The sequence below is a fragment of the Coprococcus sp. HCN-4056 genome, assembly GCF_037892645.1.
GTDB lineage: Bacteria > Bacillota > Clostridia > Lachnospirales > Lachnospiraceae > Coprococcus > Coprococcus ammoniilyticus.
In genome coordinates this window covers 143,580-168,310 of the sequence record NZ_JBBKBL010000005.1, presented here as the reverse complement: position 1 = coordinate 168,310, position 24,731 = coordinate 143,580, and the positions used below count along the sequence as shown (strand labels likewise).

The window sequence follows — 24,731 nt, the reverse complement described above, 5'->3', positions numbered from 1 at the left end:
ATACCAGAAATAATGGTATAAAAACCGTTGATGTAATAACTTGTATGGTTTGATGTAACTTTTGGTAAGTGGATGCTTATAAAGACAATCTGTAAATATTTTTCCGGTAAATATTTTTGAAAAATTTCAAAATTTTACTTATGGTTTTCGGTAAAGTGCCAGTAGAATATATATTCTAAAATTAATATAAAAGAGAAAACAGATCTATGAGAAAATCCGGTATCTCGGACGAATCCTCCCGGCAGCCATCATGGCAGTGCTGACCGTATACTGCCTGAAGGAAGTGCCAACCGAATTTTTAAGCGGCGGCTATAAGAAGCTGATCGCAGCCGTAGCCCGCGTCGTTAATAAAATAACAACACCCCGGTCGCGAGGGATGCGTACCAGGGTGGTATTCAAAGGACATACTTTATTATAAACATTTGTATTTTGGACTGTCAATTCGTTGCTGGTTAAGAAATATATAAATTTATGTGCCTATGCGTTGGTTTGTAAGGTGAGTATACTTATACTTGACACAATGCATTGTTATTAATCATTTAATATTATAAATAATGATTTTTACTCCAATTTTCTCCCTATCTCACTTTTCCCCTTTACGGGATATTGAAAACCAAAAGATTACGGTATTTGATTCGGGCTTTAACTTTGGTAAAAAAAGGCGGAAAGATATACTCTCCGCCCATCCTATAATAGGATCAAATGAATTTATTAACATATTTATTATAAAATATCCAGATAGTAATGTCAATGAACCTAATTTTCTGATCCATATTTCTTTACCATATCTTATCTAGTAACTCATTGAATATTATGGTCTTTGAGTAACTGCAGGTAAGTATCTGGGAGAAGGATATTATACGATTTTCTTTCTTCTCCCAAATAACAAAAACCATATTTTGATAACGATTGTTCGCTCGTTATCTGTTTCCCATTATATATACTATCAGGGAAAGCCATACATGCAGAAACGGTCATTTTCTTTTCTCCATACGCATTAAGTGTACGTCCTTTTTTACTTGGTATCATCAATCCGTCATAATCTCCCTTTGTTGGCTTACCATCTATAACGCTTACTCTCATCTTCTCTCCACAATCCCTACAGGTATAAATTTGATACCATTCAGACCAGGCTTTCTCCGTTATAACAGTCGTATTTTCATACTTTGGTTCATCTGCGGTTGGATGATGGATGGTATAAAGGAGGACATTGGCAGTTGTTGACTGTCCATGTGTTGTTTTTTCCTTATGAGCCGCTAGATCAGAGGCGGTATCATAACAGAAGTCTTTAAAATATATTTGTCCTTCTTCCTGCGCTGTCCACTTTCCATCTCCATCAATGTCAACCCAGCTTTCGCCCTGTTTAGGATTTTTATTCCATATACAATTTAAACAAACGTGTTTTTTATCCTTTGACCGCACTTCTTCGTCCCACTCATTGACCGGGATCTGAACCTCCTTTGTCTTGGCTTTATGATCAATCTGTTCTGTTACAGAACCCGCCATCCATAAATGAACATGATTTGCCGGCTGTTTGGACAAAGATCCGTCACTCACAGTTTCATAAGCCTTATTCTTGATAACCACAGTGCTGTTTTTCTGGATCTTCCCCTTGTTATCAACCGGATATTTTTTTCCGGCTGCAACATAGATCCCGGATGAAACCGCCATACTATTATCCGGTCTTACAATCTGATTATTCTTCACTTTAAAATCTTGTCTGCTACCATTTTTATCTACAAAATAATTGCAGCCACTTGATTTAACGATTGTTGACCGCTGTATCTTTCCATTTTTTACATAAACATCATCGTTCCAGCCATCTTTCAACGCCTTGATGTCACCATTTTTTGTGATCCGGAAAGAAGTGCTTCCGTCATCATAATACTTTACACATCCATCATTGTCGATGAAATAAGATCCCTGCCAACCCATTGCTCTTGAAATGTTTCCGTTCGTATTCACGAAAAAAGATTTTTCATTATAGGTATAAATTTTTCCCTTATAATTTTTTAAATCTTTCTTATCCCATCTGGTGTTATTTCCGTTCCAGACTCTAAATTTACCATTTGATATTTTTACAGAAACAGTACCGTTTTTTTCAACATAGTAAGTATATAATCCGTTATTATTTAATTTCCAGCCTTTGTTTAGGTTAATAAGACCGTTAGCCCCTACATAGAAATTTTTCTTATGTAGCCGAATGATGGTATTTTTCTTGTTTTTGAATACTTTTGAAGATGGTTTTTTATTGTTGGCAGTATATGTGTAGTATTTGCCGTCTTTGATTTTGGCATACAAATAACCATTTTTCCTGGTGCAATATGCACCGCGAATAACAAAAAAGGCGGCAAGGAAGAAGCATTGGCAAATGTACTGGCACATGCAAATTATTATGGCAGACGAGGAATCCTTGTTGTAAAAAAGGGAAAGAAACCGGAATTTGATTTCTCAGAGCGCAATGACAGGGTAACATTAAAGCTCGAAGTTGGACAAGTGGTATATATTCCTGAGGCTGTGGACCTGCAGACAAACAGACAATCAGATTCAACAGAAGCAGATGAAATACGCAATATGAATAAAGGGCAACGAGTAATGCATTATCTTAAAAACCATGATAGTATTTCAACACAACAGGCAATGGAACCGGCAGATGATTATATGACCGCAGATCAGGTTCGTATGATCGTAGAAAATGCAAAACAGGAAATTAAATATATAAACGATATTTCATTGGATGGTGGCTGTGATAACCTTGAATTTAACCGGTCAGATGCCACTAAAGCAGCAGGACTTCAGACACTTGCGGTGATGCTTGGTATTCCCATGAATGAGACTCTGTCAAATAATGAAGACGGCGTTGCTGTTGTATTAGAACGCATCGCTTCGCTCATTTGACAGACCTCCCATTTGTTTGCGGTAGGCATTCGGTGTCAGACCGTATTCTTTTTTAAAACAATTTACAAAATGACTGCAGGACGCAAAATACAGAAATGAACTGATTTCTGTACAGCTCACCTGGCTGTTTAACAGCATGTAGCGAGCCATCCTGCATTTTTCTTTTATGATATATTGTGAGAGACTGCAGTTCATATCTTTTTTGAACAGACGGGTCATATAGTCCGGGTGGAGCTTCACTGCATCGGCGACATCCGATACCCGGATCGGTTCTGTGATATGGTTGTTGATGTAGGAGACGGCCTGCATGACATGATAAGACAGTCCGGGACTGTTATGAAGCTCGTGCATGGCAAGTACAAAATCCTTCACAACAGCTCCTTTTCGCGGATTCAGTTGTTCCGGTGTCAGACATGCGTCAATTTTTCGGATATGCATATCACTTAAAGTATAGGCCTGTTCCGGATCCAACCCGGCTTCGATACAGAAACGTGTGATCATGGCAGTCAGAATGACCAGATGGTATTTTTTGTTCTGCAGTGGGGATGAAGACAGCTTTCCCATGCCTTCCATGGTATCTGCATTCATATTTAGCTTCAGTAGCTCCATATCCCCATTTGCGATCCGCCGGTAAAATGAATACTCTGCCTCCATCGGCAGGTGATAAGACTGTTCCTCCTGCTGCGCTAATAACAGTTTCTGTAATTCTTTATTCATGGAAATACTCCTTTCATATAATATACAGCTATAAAAATATTTGCATATAGGCATTATTTTATCAAATGAACGGATTGCCCATCTCTAAAAAAACAATCAGAACAATGAAGGTCAGCTATGCGATATAAAAATCGGATATATTATATTCCCTACATATGCATTTATAGTATCATAAATTCAGAAAATAACAATTACAAATTTATTATTTGCTAAATGAAAAGGAGATCATGCATATGAAGACATGGAAAGGGTATCAGAAGGGTGTTAATCTGGGAGGCTGGTTTTCCCAGTGTGATTATTCCGAGGACAGATTCAATAATTTTATTACGGAAGATGATTTTAAAGAGCTTACAAGCTGGGGACTGGATCATCTCAGACTGCCGGTGGATTATAATCTGGTAGAGACAGAAGACGGACAGTATAAGGAAGAAGGTTTTGCACGGATTAAACGCGCGCTGGAACTCGGACATAAATATGGTTTTAATATGATCCTTGATCTGCATAAGACCGCCGGTTATTCCTTTGATCCGGGAGAAAAACAGAGTGGATTTTTTGGAAACGAAGCTCTTCAGGAACGCTTCTACAGATTATGGGAAGAATTTGCAAAGCGCTTTGGCGGATATGGAGATAAAGTTGCATTTGAATTATTAAATGAGGTAGTAGATAAAGAAGATGGTGCCGTATGGGCAGAGATAGCACCAAAGTGTGTCGAACGTATCCGTGCATATGCACCGACAACTGATATTCTGATCGGTGGTTACTGGCATAATAGCGTGCAGGCAGTCAGAGATATTCCGATGCCGATGGATGAACATATCATATATAATTTCCACAGCTATGACCCTCTTCTTTTTACACATCAGGGCGCACAGTGGGTAGATGATATGCCGGCGGATTATCATATGGAATTCAAAGGCAGCATGGAAGATTTTTGTGCATATGCAAAAGCACACCTGCCTGCAAAGCTTGCCGGAACGCTGTCGATCCTTGATTATAAGGGAAATCTTGATTCAGCATATTTTGAAGATCTGTTTGCCGATGCGATCGCTGTTGCAAAGGAGCGAAACGTAGCACTTTATTGCGGAGAATATGGCGTGATCGAAAACGCAGACCCGGCAAACACTGTATTATGGTATAAAGCCATCCATGAAGTATTTGCAAAATATGGTATCGGCCGTGCGGCATGGTCATACAAGGAGATGGACTTCGACCTTCGCGCTGATCGCCTGAAACCGGTATTTGCTGAACTCAAGAAATATTTTTAAGGCTGTTTATCCATATACCCGGGTAAGGCGTTAATTCTATTTAAGAAACTTTTTCCGGCGCATGCTTGCTTATTCTTTTCGTATGGATTATAATAACAAAAGCTGATTTTTGTAGAAAGAAAAGAAGTAGGAGAAAACAAGATGGTAAACGAAGAAAAGGTCAGATTGATGACCAGACTTGCCATGTACGAACAATCTACAGGAAAAGAAGATCTGGAAAAAGGCAGATATTTCAAATCAGACTATGTAAAATACAACTGTCTGAAGACTCTGGTATCGACAACGATATTATTTGTGATCGTGGTAGCGGCCTATATTTATTACAATATGGGTAAACTGATCACGGAGCTTGTAGATATGGATCTGTTCGGTCTGGCATATAAACTTCTTATAGTATATGCGGTTGTTTGCGTAGTATTTATGGTTCTTGCATGGTTTCTATACTCCTATAGATACACCAAGGCAAAGCCTCATATCATAAAGTACAATCAGGATCTGAAGAAGCTGATTGCTTTCTATGAGAAAGAGGACAAAACCAAAGGGAAGAAGAGGAGGAAGTAAACATGGCATCACTTTTGACATTCAGAGATGGAATTAAGAATTTTTGCAGTAAATACGATAGGATCGTAGCACCGGCTATCCGGTTCATTCTCGCATTGCTGATGTTCTGGTCCATTGTACATATTACAGGCGGACATAATGAAACGATATCCAGCGGACTGGTTATTTTTCTTCTTGCTGTTGTATGTGCATTTATTCCGGAAAGTCTTACTTATGCAATTGGTGGAGTTGTTGCATTTATGAATTATTTTTCGGGCAATAAAGAAACAGGCATATCATTTATTGTTTTATTTATTATCATGTATTGCCTGTATATCCGGTTTTTCCCGAAAGCAACATGGGTGGTCATGTATGCCCCATTATTTTTCATTATTAAAATGCAGTATGTGCTTCCGATTCTTGCAGGTATGTTTGTAGGACCGATCGCGATCGTTCCGTTAGCTTTTGGTGCTGTCTTCTATTATTTTTCATTAGATGCATCCAATTATCTTGCAGAACTGAGTAAGACAACAGATACAGAAAATATGCTTGAAAGTTATAAATATATATTCCAGCATTTGATTGATAATAAAGATCTTCTGCTTACGATCGTTGTATTTGCAGTTGTTCTTATTATTACGCATGTGATATACAGATTATCGGTTGAATATTCATGGTATGCGGCAATTATTGTTGGTGGTCTGTTTGAGATCATCTTATTCCTGATTGGAAATGTTGTACTCAATGCAAGCATCTCGATTGGAGAGATCCTGCTGGGTTCGATCTGTGCAGTGATCATTGCGGTTGTAGCGCAGTTTTTCAAAACAGTTGTGGATTATTCAAGAGTGGAGAATACACAGTTTGAAGATGAGGAATATTATTATTATGTGAAAGCTGTTCCGAAGATTGTTATGACGAAACAGCAGAAGAACGTAAAAAAGATCAATACAGTATCACAGAATACTGCTGATGAAGATTCAGTAAGTGGTGTTACGAGGTAAATGAATTCTTGCATATGACCTGACGTTTTTGTCAGGTCATATCTTTATCCCACCATATAGGAAGGCTGATACAGCCTTTGTATATCCGGAATATTTAGAAAGGAGAGATACCGAATGGATAAGATCCTGGCATTTATGAGAACATATTTTGACTGGTTTTACATTACCACACCGGATATCAGTGACATTATTGAGATCCTGATCCTTTCATATGTCATCTATAAGATACTGATGTGGTTTAAGAGCAATCGTGCATGGACACTGTTAAAGGGTATTGTTCTGATCCTGTTATTTACGATTCTGGCATCCCTGTTCCAGTTTAATACGATTCTGTATATATTGAAAAATGTGTTCAGCATAGGTATTCTGGCAGTTATCATTTTATTTCAGCCGGAGTTCCGGAGGGGACTGGAAACACTTGGACGAAAGAAATTTTTTGATTATATCATGCATGAAGATGCAGATGAAAGAAAGCTGAGTGACAAAACGATTTATGAGCTGATCAAGACAGTAACTGTTTTATCAGCGAACCGGACAGGTGCATTGATCGTTATTGAAGACAAGGTCGCACTGGGTGAATATATTGATACAGGAATTCCTGTTGATGCGGTTGTAACGAACCAGCTTCTGCTTAATATATTTGAGCATAATACACCGCTTCATGATGGTGCGGTCATTCTCAGAAATAACAGAGTGGTTGCAGCAACCTGTTATCTTCCATTGTCAGCGAATCTCTCTATCAACAAGGAGCTTGGAACCAGACATCGTGCAGGTGTAGGTATCAGTGAGGTGTCCGATAGTGTAACACTGATCGTATCAGAGGAGACCGGTTCGATCTCGATCGCAAAGGGCGGCGAGCTGTATCGGAATCTGGATACAGAAAGTGTCCGGAACCATCTGGAACTGTTAAATCAGGAGGATGGAAAGAAAAAGGATGAACGCCGGCAGAAGGATGGCAAACGCAAAAAGAAGAATACTGAGAAAAAGACCAGTTCAGGTAATGTAAAAAGTGGAAAGTCTTCTGATAACAGAAAGGAGGCTGACAGTAATGAAAGATAAATTATTCAGTAACTGGGGCTGGAAACTCTTATCATTGATCCTTGGATTTGCTGTCTGGGTCACAGTTTTAAATGTGGATGATTATTCAACCACACGGCAGATTAGAGATATACCGGTTACCCTGATCAATACAGATGCGATCACGGATAAGAATCAGTTGTATGATATTGTGTCCGGTGAAACGGTGGACATTATTGTAAAGGGCAGACGTTCAGTTGTAAATGCACTTGGAGCTTCTGATTTTACAGCGATTGCGGATATGTCAAAATTGTCAATTACAAATGCTGTAAATATTACGGTGACAGCGAATTCATCGTCTGTAAATAACAATATCAGCATTACGATCGTAGATAATGTACTCCAGGTAGAACTGGAGGAGGAACAGACGGCATCCCTGCCGGTAACGGTTACAACAAAGGGTGAAACGGCAGAAGGATATACGACCGGTATTCCGGTATCTACGCCGAATCTGATAACGGTAAAGGGAGTAGCGAGCGTGATTGAACGGATCGAAAAGGCAGAGGTACAGGTGGATGTATCCGGACGGACTTCAGATGTAACAGCAACCTGCACACCAATCTTCTATGATGCAAATGGTGACGAGATATCCGGTAAGAAGCTGGAAAGCAAGGTGACCGGAGTGTCTGTAACTATACCGGTTTATAAGACGAAAACGGTAGCAGTAAAGCTGGACACAACCGGTGTTCCAGCAGATAATTATAAAGTAGTGAACGCAGAATATGTGCCGAATGAGATAACAGTTGGAGGACCGGCAGATGTGTTGCAGAATCTCACGGAGATAACAGTAGATGATATCGATGTATCCGGATGCAGTGAAGATTTGGAAAGTACGATCGATATATCCAAGTATTTGCCTGATGGAGTTGTTCTGGCAGATGAGAATACAAGCATCAGCGTCCATGTAGCGATTGAACGGAATATCAGCAGAACAATGACGATATCAGCCAATGATATTACGATTGAGAATAAACTGACGGACTATGATTATGCTGTTCAGTTTCCGGAGGGAAATACAGTTGTGATATCAGGGCTTTCTGATGAGGTTGCCAAGCTCACAGCGAAGGATCTGAAGATAACGATTGATGCGGAAACATTATCCATTGGTGCAAATACGGTTGAGCTGTCGATAAAAGACAGCGATACATACACAGTGGACAGTACCTGTAAAGTGGATATAGAAGTTACGGCAATGCCGTGACACAGCAAGGGCAGGCAATAGTAGAACTACAATAGGAAGGTTGCGCTATTGCCTGATTCTGTATTATGCAGAAGGGAGACTGATATATGGAACAAATGAATGAGAAAATTGCAAAGTTAAAAGAAATTGTTGCAGGTTCGGAACGTATGGTTTTCTTTGGTGGAGCGGGTGTTTCTACAGAGAGCGGGATTCCGGATTTCCGCAGTGTGGATGGATTGTATAATCAGAAATACAAATATCCACCTGAAACGATCATCAGTCACAGCTTCTATATGCGTGACCCGGAAGAGTTTTACCGTTTCTATAAGGATAAGATGATCTATCAAGATGCAAAGCCGAATATGGCACATAAAAAACTTGCAGAACTGGAAGCGCAGGGGAAACTTGCAGTGATCGTAACACAGAATATTGACGGCCTGCATCAGATGGCAGGAAGTAAGAATGTGATTGAGCTGCATGGTTCGATCCATAGAAATTATTGCACAAAATGTCACAAATTCTATGATCTGGATTATATTATTCAATCAGATGGTGTACCAAAATGCAGTTGTGGTGGAATAATTAAGCCGGATGTAGTATTATATGAAGAGGGTCTGAACAATGACGACATTGAGAATGCGATCCGGTATATTTCGGAGGCAGATACATTGATCATTGGCGGAACCTCGTTGGTTGTTTATCCTGCCGCCGGACTGATTCGGTATTTCAGAGGAAAACACCTGGTAGTTATTAATATGTCGCCGACACAGACGGACAGTCAGGCAGATCTTCTGATCGCTGACAAGATCGGAAAAGTGCTGGGACAATTATAAAAATGAAAATAAAACGAAATGGAGAAAGACATGAACAAACTAGACCTTCAAAAAAAGGCTGTTGACATCCGTAAGGGAATTGTTTCCTCCGTACATTCTGCAAAAGCAGGACATCCGGGCGGATCACTTTCAGCAGCAGACATTTTTACTTATCTTTATTTTGAGGAATTACATGTGGATCCGAAGAATCCAAAGGATGAGAACAGAGACCGTTTTGTATTATCCAAAGGACATACAGCACCGGGTTACTATTCAGCCCTTGCTGAGAGAGGATTTTTCCCGGTTGAGGATCTTCTGACCCTGCGTCATATCGGTTCTTATTTACAGGGACACCCGGATATGAAGCACATTCCTGGTGTGGACATGTCATCCGGTTCTCTCGGACAGGGACTTTCTGCAGCAGTCGGTATGGCACTTGCAGCAAAGATGTCCGGTAAGAAATACAGAACCTACTGCCTGTGCGGAGACGGAGAGATCCAGGAGGGACAGATCTGGGAGGCTGCTATGTTTGCAGGTCACAGAAAGCTGGATAACCTTGTAGTGATCGTAGATAATAATAACCTTCAGATCGACGGAACCGTTGAGGATGTATGTTCCCCATATCCGATCGATAAGAAGTTTGAAGCATTTAATTTCCATGTAATTAATATCGACGGAAATGATTTTGATCAGATCGATGCAGCATTCAAGGAAGCAAAGGCAACCAAGGGAATGCCGACAGCGATCATCGCCCATACCGTAAAAGGTAAGGGAGTATCCTTCATGGAGAACAATGTGGGATGGCATGGTAAAGCTCCGAATGACGAGGAGTATGCGATTGCAATGGAAGAACTGGAAAAGGCAGGTGACGTGTTATGTCAGAAGTAAAGAAGATCGCAACAAGAGACAGCTATGGTAATGCATTGGTTGAGCTTGGAAAAGAACATGAGAACCTGATCGTACTGGATGCAGACCTTGCAGCAGCAACAAAGACCGGAATCTTCAAGAAAGCATTTCCGGAACGCCATGTAGACTGTGGTATCGCAGAATGTAATATGGCAGGCATCGCAGCCGGAATGTCAACCTGTGGATATGTGCCGTTTATGAGCTCCTTTGCGATGTTTGCGGCAGGCAGAGCTTTTGAGCAGGTAAGAAACAGTATCGGATACCCACATCTGAATGTAAAGATCGGAGCAACTCACGCAGGTATCTCCGTAGGAGAAGACGGAGCAACCCACCAGTGTAATGAAGATCTTGCACTGATGAGAGAGATCCCTGGCATGGTGGTTATCAATCCATGTGATGATGTAGAAGCAAGAGCAGCCGTAAAGGCAGCATATGAATATGTAGGACCTGTCTATATGAGATTTGGAAGACTGGCAGTACCGGTCATTAATGATGAGACAACCTACAAGTTTGAGATCGGCAAGGGCGTAGAATTACGGCCTGGAAAGGATATCACGATCATAGCAACCGGACTTCCGGTATCTGAGAGCTTAGAAGCTGCGAAGTTTTTGGCAGAGGACGGTATCGATGCACAGGTGATCAATATCCACACGATCAAACCGCTTGACGAGGAACTTGTCGTAAAGGCAGCACAGGCAACCGGCAGAGTGTTCACGGTAGAGGAGCATTCGATCATCGGTGGACTCGGTTCAGCGGTTATGGAATGTCTGGCAGAGAAGAATCCGGTTAAGGTAACAAGGATCGGTGTTCGCGATACCTTCGGTGAGTCCGGCCCGGCAAAAGACCTGCTTCATAAGTATGAACTCGACGCAGAGGGCATCTATAAGCAGATCAAAGCAGCATTATAAAAAAGACGGAATCTAAATAAGACACACATATGTAGTTTTGTTTTCAATAGTCTGTCATTAATGAATTATAAATGGATGAGAATATACGTATTATTCCGTAAGACGCTTCCGCTCGTATCCTCGTGCAGCGGTACATAAAGTTGCAAAAGACGCAACTTAAGTACCGGCCTCGGATAAAGCTTACTTCATAATAGTATATTCCTCATCCATTTTATTCATTAATGGACAGCTCGATGCGCAATACTTTGCATATGTGTGTCTTATTTTAGATTCCTGTATATATATTGTAACGCTGCTTTTTCTATTGTGAAACAACCTGTTTAGAAGTTGCTGACTATGACATAAAAATGCACGGTACATTATCGTTATGGAGCAAGAACTTTCGAGCATCAATGTCTAGGGCAAAAAATGGGAAATAGCATTACTATTATGCAGCAAGCCTGTTCCAACGCCGGTCCTTAGTGAGTCGCCATAGGCGAGGAACTTAGTACCGTTGCGTTGGAATAGAGTGCAAACGACTTGCGTAATAATATGTGATGTATTTCCCATTTTGTTTCAAAGACATACGAACGTGTCTTGCTCCATAATGATAATGTTCCTCTATCATAATTCTAAAATTTTCGGCGCAGTTCTTAAATAAGGATAAAGTCGGTTGACAGAAGCCGGAAGTTTCATTTATCATATCAAGTAGAGTATATCTAAATCTATTATTTCAATAAAATCTTTTCATTCATTGTTCCGTTCATGTTTGGAACAGATACGAAAAATCTATAAAAAGATCAAGAAATAAAACTACATAGGGACAGAGAATTGACAGATCAAAGGGACACTTGTACTTGTTGTTGTGTACAATCTAGTGAAATAATATACGTTGGGCGATAACAGGGGCTTTTATATGTGTACCGGAAAGGGAGGTTGTTTATGCAGGAACAGAAAGTCGAACAGGAAATTGATATTACGAAATTATCGAATGAATTTACCTACAGAAAATACATGATGAGCAGGGATTCCGTACGGCATTTATTTTCTAAATTAAGTGTTGCGGAATATGTCGCGCTGCAAAGTATAGAGGCGATCAGCGGAGATTCTGCTATTTATGGAGGAAAGGCATATCTGACTGATCTGTCCGTCCGGATGCAGATGAGCATTCGCAGGACATCAAAGACGGTAAGGGATCTCAGAGATTGCGGCTATGTCAAATGGTCACATGATGGAAATGGTACGGACGGCACTTATGTAACGATTACGGATGCCGGTGCGAAACAGCTTCATGAGCAGGAAACGATCATTAAGGACTTTTACGGAAATGTAATTAACAAATTCGGCAAAGAGAATATGATCAATCTGTTGATCCTGATGAAGGAGCTGGATACGGTTATGGAGAGTGAGATTGAAGAAATGCAGGTGGTGAAGAACGATGATGAGTCTGATGAAAATGAATGAGTATGTGGCAATACAGGAAAAGATATGCGAGAAAAATGATTATATCGCACCAAGATTATATGATGAATATGGAGTAAATCGCGGACTTCGCGATGACCGCGGAGTTGGTGTATTGACCGGTCTGACGAATATTTCAAAGATTGTATCCTCTAAGGTGCAGAATGGCAAGAAAGTACCTTGTGATGGAGAACTCTGGTACAGGGGTTATCGGGTGGAGAATCTGATCGGAAGTCTGGGAGAAGATGAACTGGGGTTTGAAAAGGTGGCATATCTTCTGTTGATGGGTGAGCTGCCAAATGCAGAAGAACAGCATGAATTTGAGAAGATCGTCGGTGGGCTTCGTACGCTGCCATCGAATTTTACAAGAGATGTTATCATGAAAGCGCCGACAGAGGATATCATGAATTCCATGACACGTAGTATCCTGACGCTTGCATCCTATGATAAGAATGCAAAGGATACCGGTGTGAATAATTCTCTGCGTCAGTGTATCCAGCTGATCAGTGAATTTCCGATGCTGGCTGTATATGGATATAATGCATATAATCATTATGTAAAGAATGACAGTATGTTCATCCATCGTCCGGCAAAGAATCTGTCAACGGCTGAGAATATTCTCATGCTGCTTCGTCCGGATAAGAAATATTCCAAGGTAGAGGCAAAGGTACTTGATACGGCACTGATCCTTCATATGGAGCATGGTGGTGGTAATAATTCAACCTTTACAACAAGAGTTGTTACGTCCTCCGGTTCGGACACCTATTCCACAATGGCGGCTGCTATGTCATCCTTAAAGGGACCAAAGCATGGTGGTGCCAATATCAAGGTTATGGAAATGATGGATAATATTCGCGGACATATAAAAGACTATGAAGATAAAGATGAGATAGAAGCATATTTAAGCAAGATCCTGAACAAGGAAGCATTTGACAATAAGGGACTGATCTATGGTATGGGACATGCCGTATATTCCTTGTCAGATCCGAGAGAGCGGGTGTTCAAGGATTATGTCGTTAAGCTGGCTCATGAAAAGGGCAGGGAAAAAGATCTCAGGTTGTATGAGAACATAGAGGAGCTTGCCCCGGAGCTGATCGCAAAGCAGCGCAAGATCTTCAAGGGTGTAAGTCCAAATGTGGATTTCTACAGCGGATTTGTATATGACATGCTGGGAATCCCGATGGAGCTTTATACAGCGATGTTTGCAGTTGCACGTATCGTTGGATGGAGCGCACACAGGATCGAGGAGCTGATCACGAATAACCGGATCATGCGTCCGGCATATATGAGTATCATGGAGAAAAATCCCCAGATATAAACAAAAGCCAAAAACCAAGCATAGTTTATAACATGAAAACAGACAGTTTATAAGGACCCATTGAGGTTCTTATAAACTGTCTGTTTTTATGTATGGATCGTTGTATCAGTTATAAAATAAATCAGATAATACAGAAGGAAATATACAGAAGGAGATATACAGAAGGAATCTGCGTAAACATACATTTTACATAAATAGAAATGCAACAGATCACATATACTTAGAAAGAAATGTAAAATTTTCAGATGATTTTCAGAGGGACCGAAAGTGCCGGAAATAGGGGGAATCATTTGGAGGATGCTGGTAATACATCGAAAATGAATGATTTTACTACAATTTTACAAAAAATTTTCAAGTGATTGATAGCAGCAAAAAACGGGATGGTGTAAATTGAAAAACAGTGAAGCAGAAGAGAGATAGATGACGTATGAAAGTAACATTTGAAGATGTAAAAAAGAACAAAGCGGTTCAGACATATATAAGGATGGCAGACGAATCCTTACATGCAATGGGATATACAGAGCATGGATTTGCACATGTGGAACGTGTAGCAGAGACAGCAAGGGAGATACTGCTGACACTTGGCTATTCCGAGCGCGAAGCGGAGCTTGCGAGTATTGCAGGGTATCTGCATGATATCGGAAATGTTGTGAACCGGGAAGGACATGCGCAGTCGGGTGCGGTCATGGCGTTTCGGATATTGGACGATATGGGTGCAGATCCGGAGGATACAGCGACGATCATAACAGCAATAGGCAATCACGATGAGTCGGCGGCATTTCCGGTAAATCCGATCGCAGCAGCATTGCTGATCGCGGATAAAAGTGATGTGAGAAATTCAAGAGTCAGAAATACGGATATTTCATCCTTTGATATTCATGACAGAGTGAACTATGCCGTAAAAGAAAACAAACTGAAGATTACCAAGGATTCACATATTGAGCTGAAATTAAAGATCGATAAATCTATGTGTGCCGTTATGGATTATTTTGAGATCTTTTTACAACGTATGATCCTGTGTAGGAAATCAGCCGAGGTGCTTGGGCTGGAATTCTGGCTTATGATCAATAAACAACGGGTAATCTGACAGGGGGTGTATGGCGATTCAAAGAATATTTCATTACATAAAAGAGAAAATAACAGGAGCGATAAAAAGAATGAATAACGAAGAAAAGGATCTGAAAAATGTAGAAGTGGCAAATGAAACAGAAAAAAATACTCGATTTGGAAGAAATAATAAACAGAAAGCAGAGGGAGAGAAAACACAGGAAGAAAAAACGGTAAAAAAGGTGAATCATATCGGATTGTATGAAAATCGTGAATTATCATGGCTGAAATTCAATGAACGTGTGCTGGAAGAAGCCGAGGACACCAGTGTTCCATTGTGCGAGCGGATGACATTTTTGTCTATCTTTCAGAGCAATCTGGATGAATTCTTTATGGTGCGTGTCGGTTCGTTGGAGGATCAGAAGCTGTTAAGCCAGAAACTCCGGGAGAACAAGACAAATATGACAGCGGGAGAGCAGATCGAGGCAATCTTAAAACGAGTTGCGGAACTAAACGAAAGAAAGGATGCCATCTATGCTTCCATTATGAAGGAGGTTGGTGAGAAGGGCGTTCATCTGACGGATTTTAAAGCACTTGCAAAATCAGAGAGCAAATATCTGGAAGAATATTTCATGAAAGAGATCGTACCGTTGTTATCGGTTATGATCGTTGGAAGAAAGCAGCCATTTCCGTTTTTGAAGGGACAGGAGATTTACGCGCTTGCTGTTCTTGGCACAAGAAATGGTAAGAAAAAAATCGGGATTATTCCATGCAGCAGTTCTGTATTCCCAAGGCTGATCCGGATTCCGACAAAGGATGATACCTATATGCTGGTCGAGGAACTGATCCTGCATTTCTTGCCAAAGGTGTATAAGGGCTATAAGGTTCTGGAAAAATCTGTGATCCGCGTAACGAGAAATGCGGATATTGATTTTAATGCCGTCTATGATGAAGATCTTGATTACAGAGATAAGATGGCACAGATCGTAAAGCTCAGAAAGAAGCTTGCACCGGTACGGCTGGAATTATCCCGTGATATCAATGAAGATATGATAAAACAGGTATGTGAGTATGCAGAGATGGAAGAGCCACATGTATTCTTAAATCAGGCTCCGCTTGATCTTTCATTCCTGTTCCAGATCGAGGATATTCTGAGAAAAGATGCAAATCTGGTCTATCAGAGACGTGTACCGCAGCCATCTCCGATGTTAAAGAGCAATGAACATATCATACCACAGATTTTGGATCATGATGTTTTATTATCCTATCCGTATGAGAGCATTAAACCATTTCTGCAGATGCTTCAGGAGGCTGCCCGTGATCCGGAGGTTATCTCTATTCGTATGACACTTTACCGTCTGGCAAGAAATAGCAAGGTGGTAGAGGCACTGACCGAAGCTGCTGAAAATGGCAAACAGGTCGATGTACTGGTTGAATTAAAGGCGAGATTTGACGAGGCAAATAATATTGAGTGGAGCCGTACGTTAGAGGATGCAGGCTGCCATGTCGTATATGGAATTGATGGCTTAAAGGTTCATTCAAAGCTGTGTCTGATCACCAGAAAGGTTGGAGATGAGATTCAGTATATTACGCAGGTCGGAACCGGAAATTATAACGAAAAGACTTCCAGATTATATACGGATCTGTCGTTGATCACAGCAGATAAGAGAATTGGAGAAGAAGCAGCAAAGGTATTTCAGGCGATTCTGCTTGGTTCTGTAGTAGAAGATATGGAACATCTGCTGGTTGCACCAAAATGTCTCCAGAATAAGGTCCTTGCCATGATCGAGAATGAGATTCAGATCGCAAAGGAAGGAAAGCCCGCCTATATCGGAATCAAGATCAATTCACTGACGGATAAGAAGATCATAGATAAGCTGATCGATGCATCCAGAGCCGGAGTAAAGATCGACATGGTGATCCGTGGCATTAACTGCTTAAGAAGTGGAATACCGGGAGATACCGGTAATATTCATATTGTAAGTATTGTAGGACGTTTCCTGGAACACTCCAGAATCTATATTTTCGGAACGCATGACAGGGATAAGGTATATATCGCATCGGCTGATTTTATGACGAGAAATACACTTCGTCGTGTGGAGGTCGCAGCACCGCTTTATGATGAGACGGTGAAGAATAAAGTCAGGAAGATGTTTGCAACGATGCTTCGCGATAATGTGAAAGCCAGAGAGCAGCAGCCGGATGGCAGTTATCAGAAACTGTCAATGGTGGGACCTGTCTTAAATTCACAGGAATATTTTTACGAGGAAGCATATATGGAAGCCGGAGATGCTTTTCATCAGCTTTTAAGAAAGCAGGATATGGATACGGAGAAGAAACAGACGGTGTAATTCAGACAAAGTCAGAAAATAGAACCTGACACAGGGGAAAATGTTATTGAAAGTTTACCTGTAAATAGATATACTATAAGTGGTAAAACAGGTTAAAAAGATAAGGAGTTTTAACACGATATGAAGCTTTCGATAACAGGATTATTTAAGCGGCATGTAAAGGAAGAAAAAAAGCCGCAGAATATAGATGCAGGTCAGGAAAAGAAACCGGCTTCCATAATTCAGACAGATACATGGAAGAAGCCATCATCAGATGGACTGGTGGATTATCATGCTGTAACCGGAGAAGGAACACCGGAGTATCAGGAACGGCAAAACAGTTTACAGCAGATGGAGGCATGGGCGAAAGAGAACCAGATTCCGGTCGGCAAGCGTACGGTGACCGATTATTACTATGACAGTAAGATCGTACCGGGACGGGTTGTACTGATGGGACTCGGAAAAAATGTCCGTGGCAGTATGCAGTATATTTTAAATGAATTAAATCATAACGATGCATTTAAAGATTTTCATATCTATGTCAAAACAGCCAAAGATACAGAAGAGATTGTAAAGACCTATATCAGACAGAACGGATGGAGCCGTACAGAAGCGGTGACTCCGGATTCTGTCTATATGGAGTTGATCGAAACGGCACAGTTTCTTCTGACTGAGGTGTATTTAACGGCTGCATGGGTGAAGAAAGAAGGTCAGATGTACATTAATATCTGGCATGGAACCCCGCTTAAAAAGCTGGGACTTGCAAAGAATGCAAAAGGAAAGCATAAGAATGGCATTCAGCAGAGCAATTTCATTGATGCAGACTATCTGTTATATCCAAATGATTATACAAAAAAACATATGCTGGAATCCTATAAGGTTGCAGACCTGATGCCGGGTAAGGTCTTAAAGCTCGGTTATCCAAGAACCGGTGGTATGTTAGAGGCTGTGCAGAGTGACCAGACAGAATTGCGCAAGATGCTTGCACCGAACGGGGAGCACATTTATGCCTACATGCCAACCTGGAAGGATTATCTTAAGGTCGATCAGGTTGTTGCGGAATCAAAGGAGCTTCTGGATTATCTGGATGCAAATCTCCGAGAGGATCAGATCCTCTATGTAAATCTGCATCACAGAGTCAGCGATTCGCTGGATTACAGTCAGTTTAAGAGGATCCGCCAGTTTCCTCCGACAGTGGACAGCTATAAGCTGTTGGCATTGACGGATGCACTGATCACGGATTACTCCAGTGTATTCTATGATTATCTGGCACTTCGCCGGCAGATTGTTTTATATTGCGCTGACTATGAGCTGTATCGTAAGAAACGTGGCACTTATATGGATCTGATGGAGCTCCCTTTTGATAAGGCAGTAACACCGGAAGAGGTACTTGCGGCGATCAACCGTGGTAAGACCTATGATGATGAAGCAGCATATCAGGAGTTCTGTGCTTACGATTCTGTTGAGAATGCGCACAAGCTCTGCAGTTTATTCCTGGGAACCGAGGATGAAGTTGTAGTAGAAGCGATTCCGAAAAATAAGAAAAAGAAAGTAATGATCTATTCAGATGCGCTATCCGAGTGTACGGAGACACAGTGGCTTAGAAAAACAGCGGAAAACTGTGCCGGAAGTGATACGGTGGAATTATTTATTTCCTGCAATCAGGATATGGTCAATGAGAATAAGGATTCAGCATATCCGTTGCTGAATAAAGTTCCGGTTATCGGAACAACCGCTGATTATTTCCCAAGCGCGATGGGATGTACAGCGAAGAAACTTTACGAAAGTGGGAAGATTACGATAGGACAGGCAATGTCCGTATGGAAATATGATTATGCAGCAGCAGTCAGGCGTTTTCTGGGACGTGCTGCCTTTGATCTGGCTGTATTGCTTGATGTGACAGATCCGGAAAAACTTCTGTCATTGACATTTATGGATCAGCCAAATAAAATAATGATTATCAGTGACCTTATGTACAAAGAGATCACAGAAAACAATAATACATTCCTGAAGGATGCCTTACAGGTAAGTGCATCTTATATGAGGGCAGTATTTGTGAAGAATGAAGAGCAGTATGCATATATCAGTCAGATGATCGGGGATGCATGTCCGGTTTGTTATATGAAGGATGCAAAAGATCTGACACAGGCGATCAACGCTGCTGTGATAAGAGAAGGAGAATAATATGAAAAAGGTAATAACATATGGAACCTTTGATTTGCTGCATTACGGACATATTAATCTGTTACGGAGAGCAAAGGAATTAGGAGACTATCTGATCGTTGCACTTTCGACAGATGAATTTAACTGGAATCAGAAGCATAAGAAATGTTATTTTTCTTATGAGGAAAGAAAGCAGTTATTAGAGGCGATCCGTTATGTTGACCTTGTCATTCCGGAGGAATGCTGGGAACAGAAATCAGAAGATATCAAAGAATTTAAGATCGATACCTTTGTTATGGGAAATGATTGGGAAGGAAAGTTTGATTTTCTGAAAGACTATTGTGATGTCGTGTATCTTCCAAGAACACCAGACATTTCAACCACCCAGATCAAAGATGATCTTGGAAAATAAAAGGATGGTAGCGGAAAATGAAATTTCATCTGCCTTGGAAACGGGAACAGGAAAAGAAAGAATATACATTGATCTATGATGGAAATGGCGGCAGACAGAACGGTGAACGTTTTGTCCGCCGTTCATTTTGGCTTCCGGACGGGGACTTCGGGAAAGAAAAAAAGTTTGTTTCAAATACTGATGGTGGGGATTTGACTGTTGAAGCAGTATTTTCCAATTCCGATCTGAAGTGCATCGGTTATTATGCCAGAAAGCGTACAGAAGAAGGATGGATATGGTATGGAACGGATCATAACTGGCACGATTCTTTTTATGACGGCACAGCTTGCAAGCAGTTGATACCGATCGCGGCATCGGTAGAGTCTTTGTATGAAGCTGCGGATGATGAGATCTATCTGGTTGCACAGTGGGAGGATGAACATGGAATCCGCAGAAACTGTGGATATGAGATATTCTCGAAAAAACTGATGGCACATGCATTTGGCGGTATGGATGGTACAACCTATCATAATACGGCAGAGGCATTTGAACATGGGAAAAAGGAAGGCTATCAGTCATTTGAGATCGATCTTTCCTATACGGAGGATGACCGTCTGGTATTGTGTCATGGCTGGACAGAGAATAATTGTAAGTGCACCGGGGTTTCGTATAAGCCGGAATTTGCACATATGACATATGAACAGGCAATGCAGATACCGATCCATGGACATTCGATCATGGATGCGAGACAGTTCTATGAAAAGGCAAAGAATGAACCTGCCTATACATTTGAAATTGATTTCCATAATATAAAAAAAGGGAACGAGAAACGGGTTGCCGCTATGCTGGAGGATTTCCGGCAGGATGAAGGTCTGCTCGATCGTCTGCTGATGCAGGTATACAGCCAGCCGATGTATGAACAGATCGACTCCGTATATCATTTTGCAAATTACATGTATCTGGTTGGATTAAATATCGATAAGCTGGATGCGATCCTTACTTATTGTCTGGATCATGGAATATGCAGTGTTGCAATGCGGACGAATTTTGTAACAAAGGAAAATGTCCGGAAGGTACATGATGCCGGTCTGTATGCATTTTGTTATACGGTTTCAGATGATGCTGTTTATGCCAATTATCTGTTCCAGCTTGGTGTGGATATGATCTGTACAGATTTTGTAACGGAAAAAGCACTGGAAGCAACGAAGGAAACATTTGGCAGATATCCGTTTATGGTGTGGTACAACAGCAACCATAAGGAAGCAGTCAGTCATTACCCGGAGACTTCCGATGGAGATGAGAATGCGGGAACGCTTACCCGGTTGAAGAGTGGAAATCTGGAATACAGGGATAAGACGATCTGGGAACATACCGAAGGGCAGACACTGCGGGCATGCGGATACGAAGTACCGGGAAAACGATTTGCAGGATGGAAACTGCGCATATCCATTGAAGGAAAAAATTTGTGGTATTCGACGGATGGATTATTCCATGCAGCGAAGGACTATACGGTCAGAAAGAGTATTCAGGCATGTATTTTCAAGGATGGAGATGTGCTCCCGGATTTCGATGTCAGGAAGAATATGAAAGTAATTATGGCAGCAGTATGGGAGAATCTTGATTGATTCTCCCATATTTTCTAGGTTTTCCGATGTTCTATTTGCCTGTGTCTGCTGTCAGGGTGGATGGAATGTCGGATAACAAAAATAGATGAAAGGATTAAAAATAAATATGAAGATAGTATTTTTAGATCGTAAGACGATAGGAGAAGATATTGACTTGACGGGCTTTGAGGCTTTGGGAGAAGTTGTAACATATGAGATGTCACAGCCGGAAGAAGTTCCGGATCGGGTGAAGGATGCAGAAGTTATCATTGTGAATAAAGTTCCGGTAAATGAGCAGACGGTTGGAACGGCTCAGAATCTGAAGCTGGTTTGTGTAGCGGCAACCGGAACAAACAATCTGGATAAGAACTATCTGGATAAACGGGGAATTGAATGGAGAAATGCAGCCGGATATTCCACTACGATCGTTGCACAGCATACATTTGCCATGCTTTTTTATCTGCTTGAAAAGCTTCGGTATTATGATGATTATGTAAAGAATGGCTCTTACCAGAAAAATGATGTATTTACCTGGTTTGGCGAGCCGTTTACAGAGCTTGCCGGAAAGACATGGGGTATCATTGGACTTGGTGCGATCGGAAGAAAGGTAGCAGATATAGCGAAGGCATTTGGTGTCCATGTGATCTATTATTCAGCATCCGGCAGACCGTCACAGGAGGGTTATGAGCAGGTAGATCTGGATACACTTCTTCGGACTTCTGATGTTATATCGGTTCATGCGCCATTAAATGAATATACCGAGAATCTGATGGATAAAGCGGCATTTGCAAAGATGAAAAAGGATGCAATCTTCCTGAACCTTGGACGTGGACCGATCGTAGTAGAAGAAGATCTTGCAGAAGCCTTGAAGCAGGGCACGATCGCAGCCGCAGGTTTAGATGTCCTTCGGACAGAGCCGATACAGCCGGACAATCCGCTACTTGCTATAAAGGACAGCCATAAGCTGCTCATCACGCCACATATCGCATGGGCAAGTACCGAAGCCCGTACCCGCCTGATGCAGATCGTCCTTGACCATGTAAAGGGTTTTGCTGAGAAGAGATAGCATTAATACAAAAAACGCATATATGGGTATAAATGTTATGAAATCAACCTGATACCCGGAAATTATTAAGAAGATGGGTATAGTGTAAAATAAAATGATTTTATACCCATAAATAAAATGATTTCAGGGTATGGATGCTTACTATGGGCTATAATACCCGAAAGTAAGGTAGAGATAAGGGTATAGATTATTAAAATGAAAGCAGATACCCAAAAAATAAAATATGATGTGGTATGAAGTGTTGCAAAGTGACTTGATACCCATTAACTATATGAAGCGGGGGGAAAGAATTAGTATAGTGCAGAAAAATAAAATAGAGGACCCTGAGATATATATTCACTATTATGAAGCAAGCCTATCTGAATGTCGGTCCTTAGCGATCTGCGAAAGCAGGAGCCTAGTACCGCTACATGAAGATAGAACGAAAGTGTCTTGCGTAATAATATGTGAATTAGATCTCAGGGGCCTCTATTTTATTTTAACAATTTATTCAAAAGGCTGCTTATTATGACGGCTGAAGAAATCACGCGTTTCCCTTACAACCACACCGCTTAAAGCAAAGATGGCGATCATATTAGGAATAGCCATCAGTCCGTTGAAGATATCGGCGATCGTCCATACAGCAGAAACTGTCATGTAAGGTCCGATAAATACAGCAAGAATGTATAACCATCTGTAGATCATGATGGATTTCTTTTTGCCGCCGGATAAGTATTCCAGACAACGCTCAGAGTAATAATCCCATCCAAGGATAGTTGTAAATGCAAAGAATACCAGACAGAGCATTAACAGGAAGCTTGATATCGTTGCAGGAATCGGAAGTCCCTCGTTAAAAGCATATGTGGTAACCTGAACACCCTGTAAACCTTCTACTTTCCATGCACCGGTAAGAACGATGGAAAGACCTGTCATTGTACAGATAATGATGGTATCGATGAAAGTACCTGTCATGGATACAAGACCCTGACGAACCGGTTCCTTTGTCTGGGCAGCGGCTGCTGCGATAGGAGCAGAACCAAGACCGGCTTCATTTGAGAAGATACCACGCGCTACACCTTTTTGCATAGCAACGATAAATGAACCGGCGACACCACCTGCAACAGCAGAAGGCTTGAATGCGCTCTTTACAATGATAACAACAGCCTCAGGAATCTTAGTGATGTTACAGATCAGTAACATCACACATATAACAATATAGATAACAGCCATAAATGGAACGATGATCTGGGATACGCTTGCGATACGCTTCAGTCCGCCGATCAGAACGAGTGCAACACATACACTTAAGATCAGGGAAGCGATAACAACGGTCCATGAATAAGTACCGATCCCTGGAATATTAATCGTCCACTGCATGTCAGGATCAAAGAATGAATTAACAGCGGAAGAGATACCATTTACCTGAGAGAAGGTTCCTATACCAAACAGACCTACACAGATACCAAAGAAAGCAAATATTTTTGCAAGCCATTTCCATTTTGAGCCCATACCTCTTTCAATATAGTAGAATGGTCCGCCAAGTGCATGGTTGTCCTTGTCAACGACACGATATTTGACAGCCAGAAGACCTTCTGCGTATTTGGTTGCCATTCCGAAGAATGCAGCAAGTACCATCCAGAATAATGCTCCCGGTCCACCGGCTCCGATCGCAGTTGCTACACCAACGATATTGCCGGTTCCGATCGTAGCGGAAAGAGCAGTACACAGTGCACCAAAGGAAGTAACTTCGCCTTCGCCTTCTTCTTCGTTTTTGATCATCCATTTGAGTGCTAGTGGCAGTTTGCGGATCTGAAGAACGCCCATCCGGATTGTGAGAAGAATTCCACCGACCATAATAAGGACCATAAGTGGAGGTCCCCACACAAAATCATCGATTTTTGTTAAGATTTCATTTACAGTTGCCCACATGATTTTCTCCTTTTCATTTTTGTATTGTGGTGATGTGTTATTCTGATAAATTATATGAATAAAATAAAGAATTATATTATGAAAAAATCAAATATTTATAAAAATAACACAATATTTTAATATAATACATACTTTTCTACGCTAATGCAACAGAATTTGC

At 41.1% G+C, this 24,731-nt stretch carries 21 protein-coding genes; 18 read left to right on the top strand and 3 right to left on the bottom strand.

Going from position 1 to position 24,731, the window contains the following annotated elements; all coding sequences use genetic code 11:
- Positions 1-202 precede the first annotated feature (202 nt).
- Positions 203-418, top strand: a complete 216-nt coding sequence (locus tag WKT03_RS09125; RefSeq protein WP_118675618.1) for an AzlD domain-containing protein — start codon at positions 203-205, stop codon at positions 416-418.
- 383 nt (positions 419-801) lie between these two features.
- On the opposite strand, the gene WKT03_RS09120 is transcribed toward WKT03_RS09125, so the two are convergent.
- A complete protein-coding gene (locus WKT03_RS09120; RefSeq protein ID WP_147353898.1) occupies positions 802-1,965 on the bottom strand; it encodes a hypothetical protein in 1,164 nt (387 codons plus the stop codon).
- 399 nt (positions 1,966-2,364) lie between these two features.
- Between WKT03_RS09120 and WKT03_RS09115 the strand changes: the two genes are divergently transcribed.
- Complete coding sequence (locus WKT03_RS09115) at positions 2,365-2,898, top strand: hypothetical protein (protein WP_117785268.1); 534 nt, start codon at positions 2,365-2,367, stop codon at positions 2,896-2,898.
- Here the strand turns inward: WKT03_RS09115 and WKT03_RS09110 are convergent.
- Positions 2,872-3,615, bottom strand: a complete 744-nt coding sequence (locus WKT03_RS09110) for an AraC family transcriptional regulator (protein ID WP_021943545.1) — start codon at positions 3,613-3,615, stop codon at positions 2,872-2,874. The two genes, WKT03_RS09115 and WKT03_RS09110, sit on opposite strands and share 27 nt — an antisense overlap.
- A 233-nt stretch (positions 3,616-3,848) precedes the next feature.
- Between WKT03_RS09110 and WKT03_RS09105 the strand changes: the two genes are divergently transcribed.
- The 16 genes from WKT03_RS09105 to WKT03_RS09030 all read left to right on the top strand — a co-directional run bounded on the left by WKT03_RS09105 (position 3,849) and on the right by WKT03_RS09030 (position 22,663).
- A complete protein-coding gene (locus WKT03_RS09105) occupies positions 3,849-4,880 on the top strand; it encodes a glycoside hydrolase family 5 protein (RefSeq protein ID WP_243863412.1) in 1,032 nt (343 codons plus the stop codon).
- A 141-nt stretch (positions 4,881-5,021) separates the two neighbouring features.
- Positions 5,022-5,441: a hypothetical protein gene (locus WKT03_RS09100; RefSeq protein ID WP_173789146.1), complete on the top strand. Its 420-nt coding sequence runs from the start codon at positions 5,022-5,024 to the stop codon at positions 5,439-5,441.
- Positions 5,442-5,443: 2 nt separating this feature from the next.
- A complete protein-coding gene (locus WKT03_RS09095; RefSeq protein ID WP_117785272.1) occupies positions 5,444-6,421 on the top strand; it encodes a hypothetical protein in 978 nt (325 codons plus the stop codon).
- A gap of 114 nt (positions 6,422-6,535) precedes the next feature.
- Positions 6,536-7,480, top strand: a complete 945-nt coding sequence (cdaA, locus tag WKT03_RS09090) for a diadenylate cyclase CdaA (protein ID WP_021943549.1) — start codon at positions 6,536-6,538, stop codon at positions 7,478-7,480.
- Positions 7,470-8,699, top strand: coding sequence for a CdaR family protein (locus tag WKT03_RS09085; RefSeq protein WP_340391644.1), 1,230 nt, complete (start codon positions 7,470-7,472; stop codon positions 8,697-8,699). The genes cdaA and WKT03_RS09085 overlap by 11 nt, the downstream gene beginning before the upstream one ends.
- A 95-nt stretch (positions 8,700-8,794) precedes the next feature.
- Complete coding sequence (locus tag WKT03_RS09080; protein WP_117808855.1) at positions 8,795-9,511, top strand: NAD-dependent protein deacylase; 717 nt, start codon at positions 8,795-8,797, stop codon at positions 9,509-9,511.
- Between the two features lie 30 nt (positions 9,512-9,541).
- Complete coding sequence (locus tag WKT03_RS09075; RefSeq protein ID WP_340391643.1) at positions 9,542-10,378, top strand: transketolase; 837 nt, start codon at positions 9,542-9,544, stop codon at positions 10,376-10,378.
- On the top strand, positions 10,366-11,304 hold the full coding sequence (locus WKT03_RS09070) for a transketolase family protein (RefSeq protein WP_117808846.1): 939 nt from the start codon (positions 10,366-10,368) through the stop codon (positions 11,302-11,304). The genes WKT03_RS09075 and WKT03_RS09070 overlap by 13 nt, the downstream gene beginning before the upstream one ends.
- Before the next feature lie 921 nt (positions 11,305-12,225).
- The gene (locus tag WKT03_RS09065; RefSeq protein WP_117808847.1) at positions 12,226-12,747 is read left to right on the top strand and encodes a MarR family winged helix-turn-helix transcriptional regulator; all 522 of its coding nucleotides are present in this window, start codon (positions 12,226-12,228) and stop codon (positions 12,745-12,747) included.
- On the top strand, positions 12,722-14,062 hold the full coding sequence (locus tag WKT03_RS09060) for a citrate/2-methylcitrate synthase (RefSeq protein ID WP_340391642.1): 1,341 nt from the start codon (positions 12,722-12,724) through the stop codon (positions 14,060-14,062). Before WKT03_RS09065 ends, WKT03_RS09060 begins: the two co-directional genes overlap by 26 nt.
- A 427-nt stretch (positions 14,063-14,489) precedes the next feature.
- Positions 14,490-15,149 carry an HD domain-containing protein gene (locus tag WKT03_RS09055; RefSeq protein ID WP_021943556.1) on the top strand — a complete coding sequence of 220 codons (660 nt, stop codon included), beginning with the start codon at positions 14,490-14,492 and terminating at the stop codon, positions 15,147-15,149.
- Between the two features lie 70 nt (positions 15,150-15,219).
- On the top strand, positions 15,220-17,460 hold the full coding sequence (ppk1, locus tag WKT03_RS09050) for a polyphosphate kinase 1 (protein ID WP_340391640.1): 2,241 nt from the start codon (positions 15,220-15,222) through the stop codon (positions 17,458-17,460).
- Positions 17,461-17,580: 120 nt separating this feature from the next.
- Complete coding sequence (locus tag WKT03_RS09045) at positions 17,581-19,623, top strand: CDP-glycerol glycerophosphotransferase family protein (protein WP_340391638.1); 2,043 nt, start codon at positions 17,581-17,583, stop codon at positions 19,621-19,623.
- A 1-nt stretch (position 19,624) separates the two neighbouring features.
- Positions 19,625-20,014, top strand: coding sequence for a glycerol-3-phosphate cytidylyltransferase (gene tagD / locus WKT03_RS09040; RefSeq protein ID WP_021943559.1), 390 nt, complete (start codon positions 19,625-19,627; stop codon positions 20,012-20,014).
- Positions 20,015-20,031: 17 nt separating this feature from the next.
- Complete coding sequence (locus tag WKT03_RS09035) at positions 20,032-21,618, top strand: glycerophosphodiester phosphodiesterase family protein (protein WP_118675624.1); 1,587 nt, start codon at positions 20,032-20,034, stop codon at positions 21,616-21,618.
- A 106-nt stretch (positions 21,619-21,724) separates the two neighbouring features.
- Positions 21,725-22,663, top strand: a complete 939-nt coding sequence (locus WKT03_RS09030; protein ID WP_262530163.1) for a D-2-hydroxyacid dehydrogenase — start codon at positions 21,725-21,727, stop codon at positions 22,661-22,663.
- A 486-nt stretch (positions 22,664-23,149) separates the two neighbouring features.
- On the opposite strand, the gene WKT03_RS09025 is transcribed toward WKT03_RS09030, so the two are convergent.
- Complete coding sequence (locus WKT03_RS09025) at positions 23,150-24,571, bottom strand: alanine/glycine:cation symporter family protein (protein WP_340391636.1); 1,422 nt, start codon at positions 24,569-24,571, stop codon at positions 23,150-23,152.
- Positions 24,572-24,731 lie beyond the last annotated feature (160 nt).

Bases quoted from the DNA above. Each gene is read 5' to 3' on its own strand.
- WKT03_RS09110 (WP_021943545.1), bottom strand. From the start codon at position 3,615: ATGAATAAAGAATTACAGAAACTGTTATTAGCGCAGCAGGAGGAACAG.
- WKT03_RS09105 (WP_243863412.1), top strand. From the start codon at position 3,849: ATGAAGACATGGAAAGGGTATCAGAAGGGTGTTAATCTGGGAGGCTGG.
- WKT03_RS09100 (WP_173789146.1), top strand. From the start codon at position 5,022: ATGGTAAACGAAGAAAAGGTCAGATTGATGACCAGACTTGCCATGTAC.
- WKT03_RS09095 (WP_117785272.1), top strand. From the start codon at position 5,444: ATGGCATCACTTTTGACATTCAGAGATGGAATTAAGAATTTTTGCAGT.
- cdaA (WP_021943549.1), top strand. From the start codon at position 6,536: ATGGATAAGATCCTGGCATTTATGAGAACATATTTTGACTGGTTTTAC.
- WKT03_RS09085 (WP_340391644.1), top strand. From the start codon at position 7,470: ATGAAAGATAAATTATTCAGTAACTGGGGCTGGAAACTCTTATCATTG.
- WKT03_RS09080 (WP_117808855.1), top strand. From the start codon at position 8,795: ATGAATGAGAAAATTGCAAAGTTAAAAGAAATTGTTGCAGGTTCGGAA.
- WKT03_RS09075 (WP_340391643.1), top strand. From the start codon at position 9,542: ATGAACAAACTAGACCTTCAAAAAAAGGCTGTTGACATCCGTAAGGGA.
- WKT03_RS09070 (WP_117808846.1), top strand. From the start codon at position 10,366: ATGTCAGAAGTAAAGAAGATCGCAACAAGAGACAGCTATGGTAATGCA.
- WKT03_RS09065 (WP_117808847.1), top strand. From the start codon at position 12,226: ATGCAGGAACAGAAAGTCGAACAGGAAATTGATATTACGAAATTATCG.
- WKT03_RS09060 (WP_340391642.1), top strand. From the start codon at position 12,722: ATGATGAGTCTGATGAAAATGAATGAGTATGTGGCAATACAGGAAAAG.
- WKT03_RS09055 (WP_021943556.1), top strand. From the start codon at position 14,490: ATGAAAGTAACATTTGAAGATGTAAAAAAGAACAAAGCGGTTCAGACA.
- ppk1 (WP_340391640.1), top strand. From the start codon at position 15,220: ATGAATAACGAAGAAAAGGATCTGAAAAATGTAGAAGTGGCAAATGAA.
- WKT03_RS09045 (WP_340391638.1), top strand. From the start codon at position 17,581: ATGAAGCTTTCGATAACAGGATTATTTAAGCGGCATGTAAAGGAAGAA.
- tagD (WP_021943559.1), top strand. From the start codon at position 19,625: ATGAAAAAGGTAATAACATATGGAACCTTTGATTTGCTGCATTACGGA.
- WKT03_RS09035 (WP_118675624.1), top strand. From the start codon at position 20,032: ATGAAATTTCATCTGCCTTGGAAACGGGAACAGGAAAAGAAAGAATAT.
- WKT03_RS09030 (WP_262530163.1), top strand. From the start codon at position 21,725: ATGAAGATAGTATTTTTAGATCGTAAGACGATAGGAGAAGATATTGAC.
- WKT03_RS09025 (WP_340391636.1), bottom strand. From the start codon at position 24,571: ATGTGGGCAACTGTAAATGAAATCTTAACAAAAATCGATGATTTTGTG.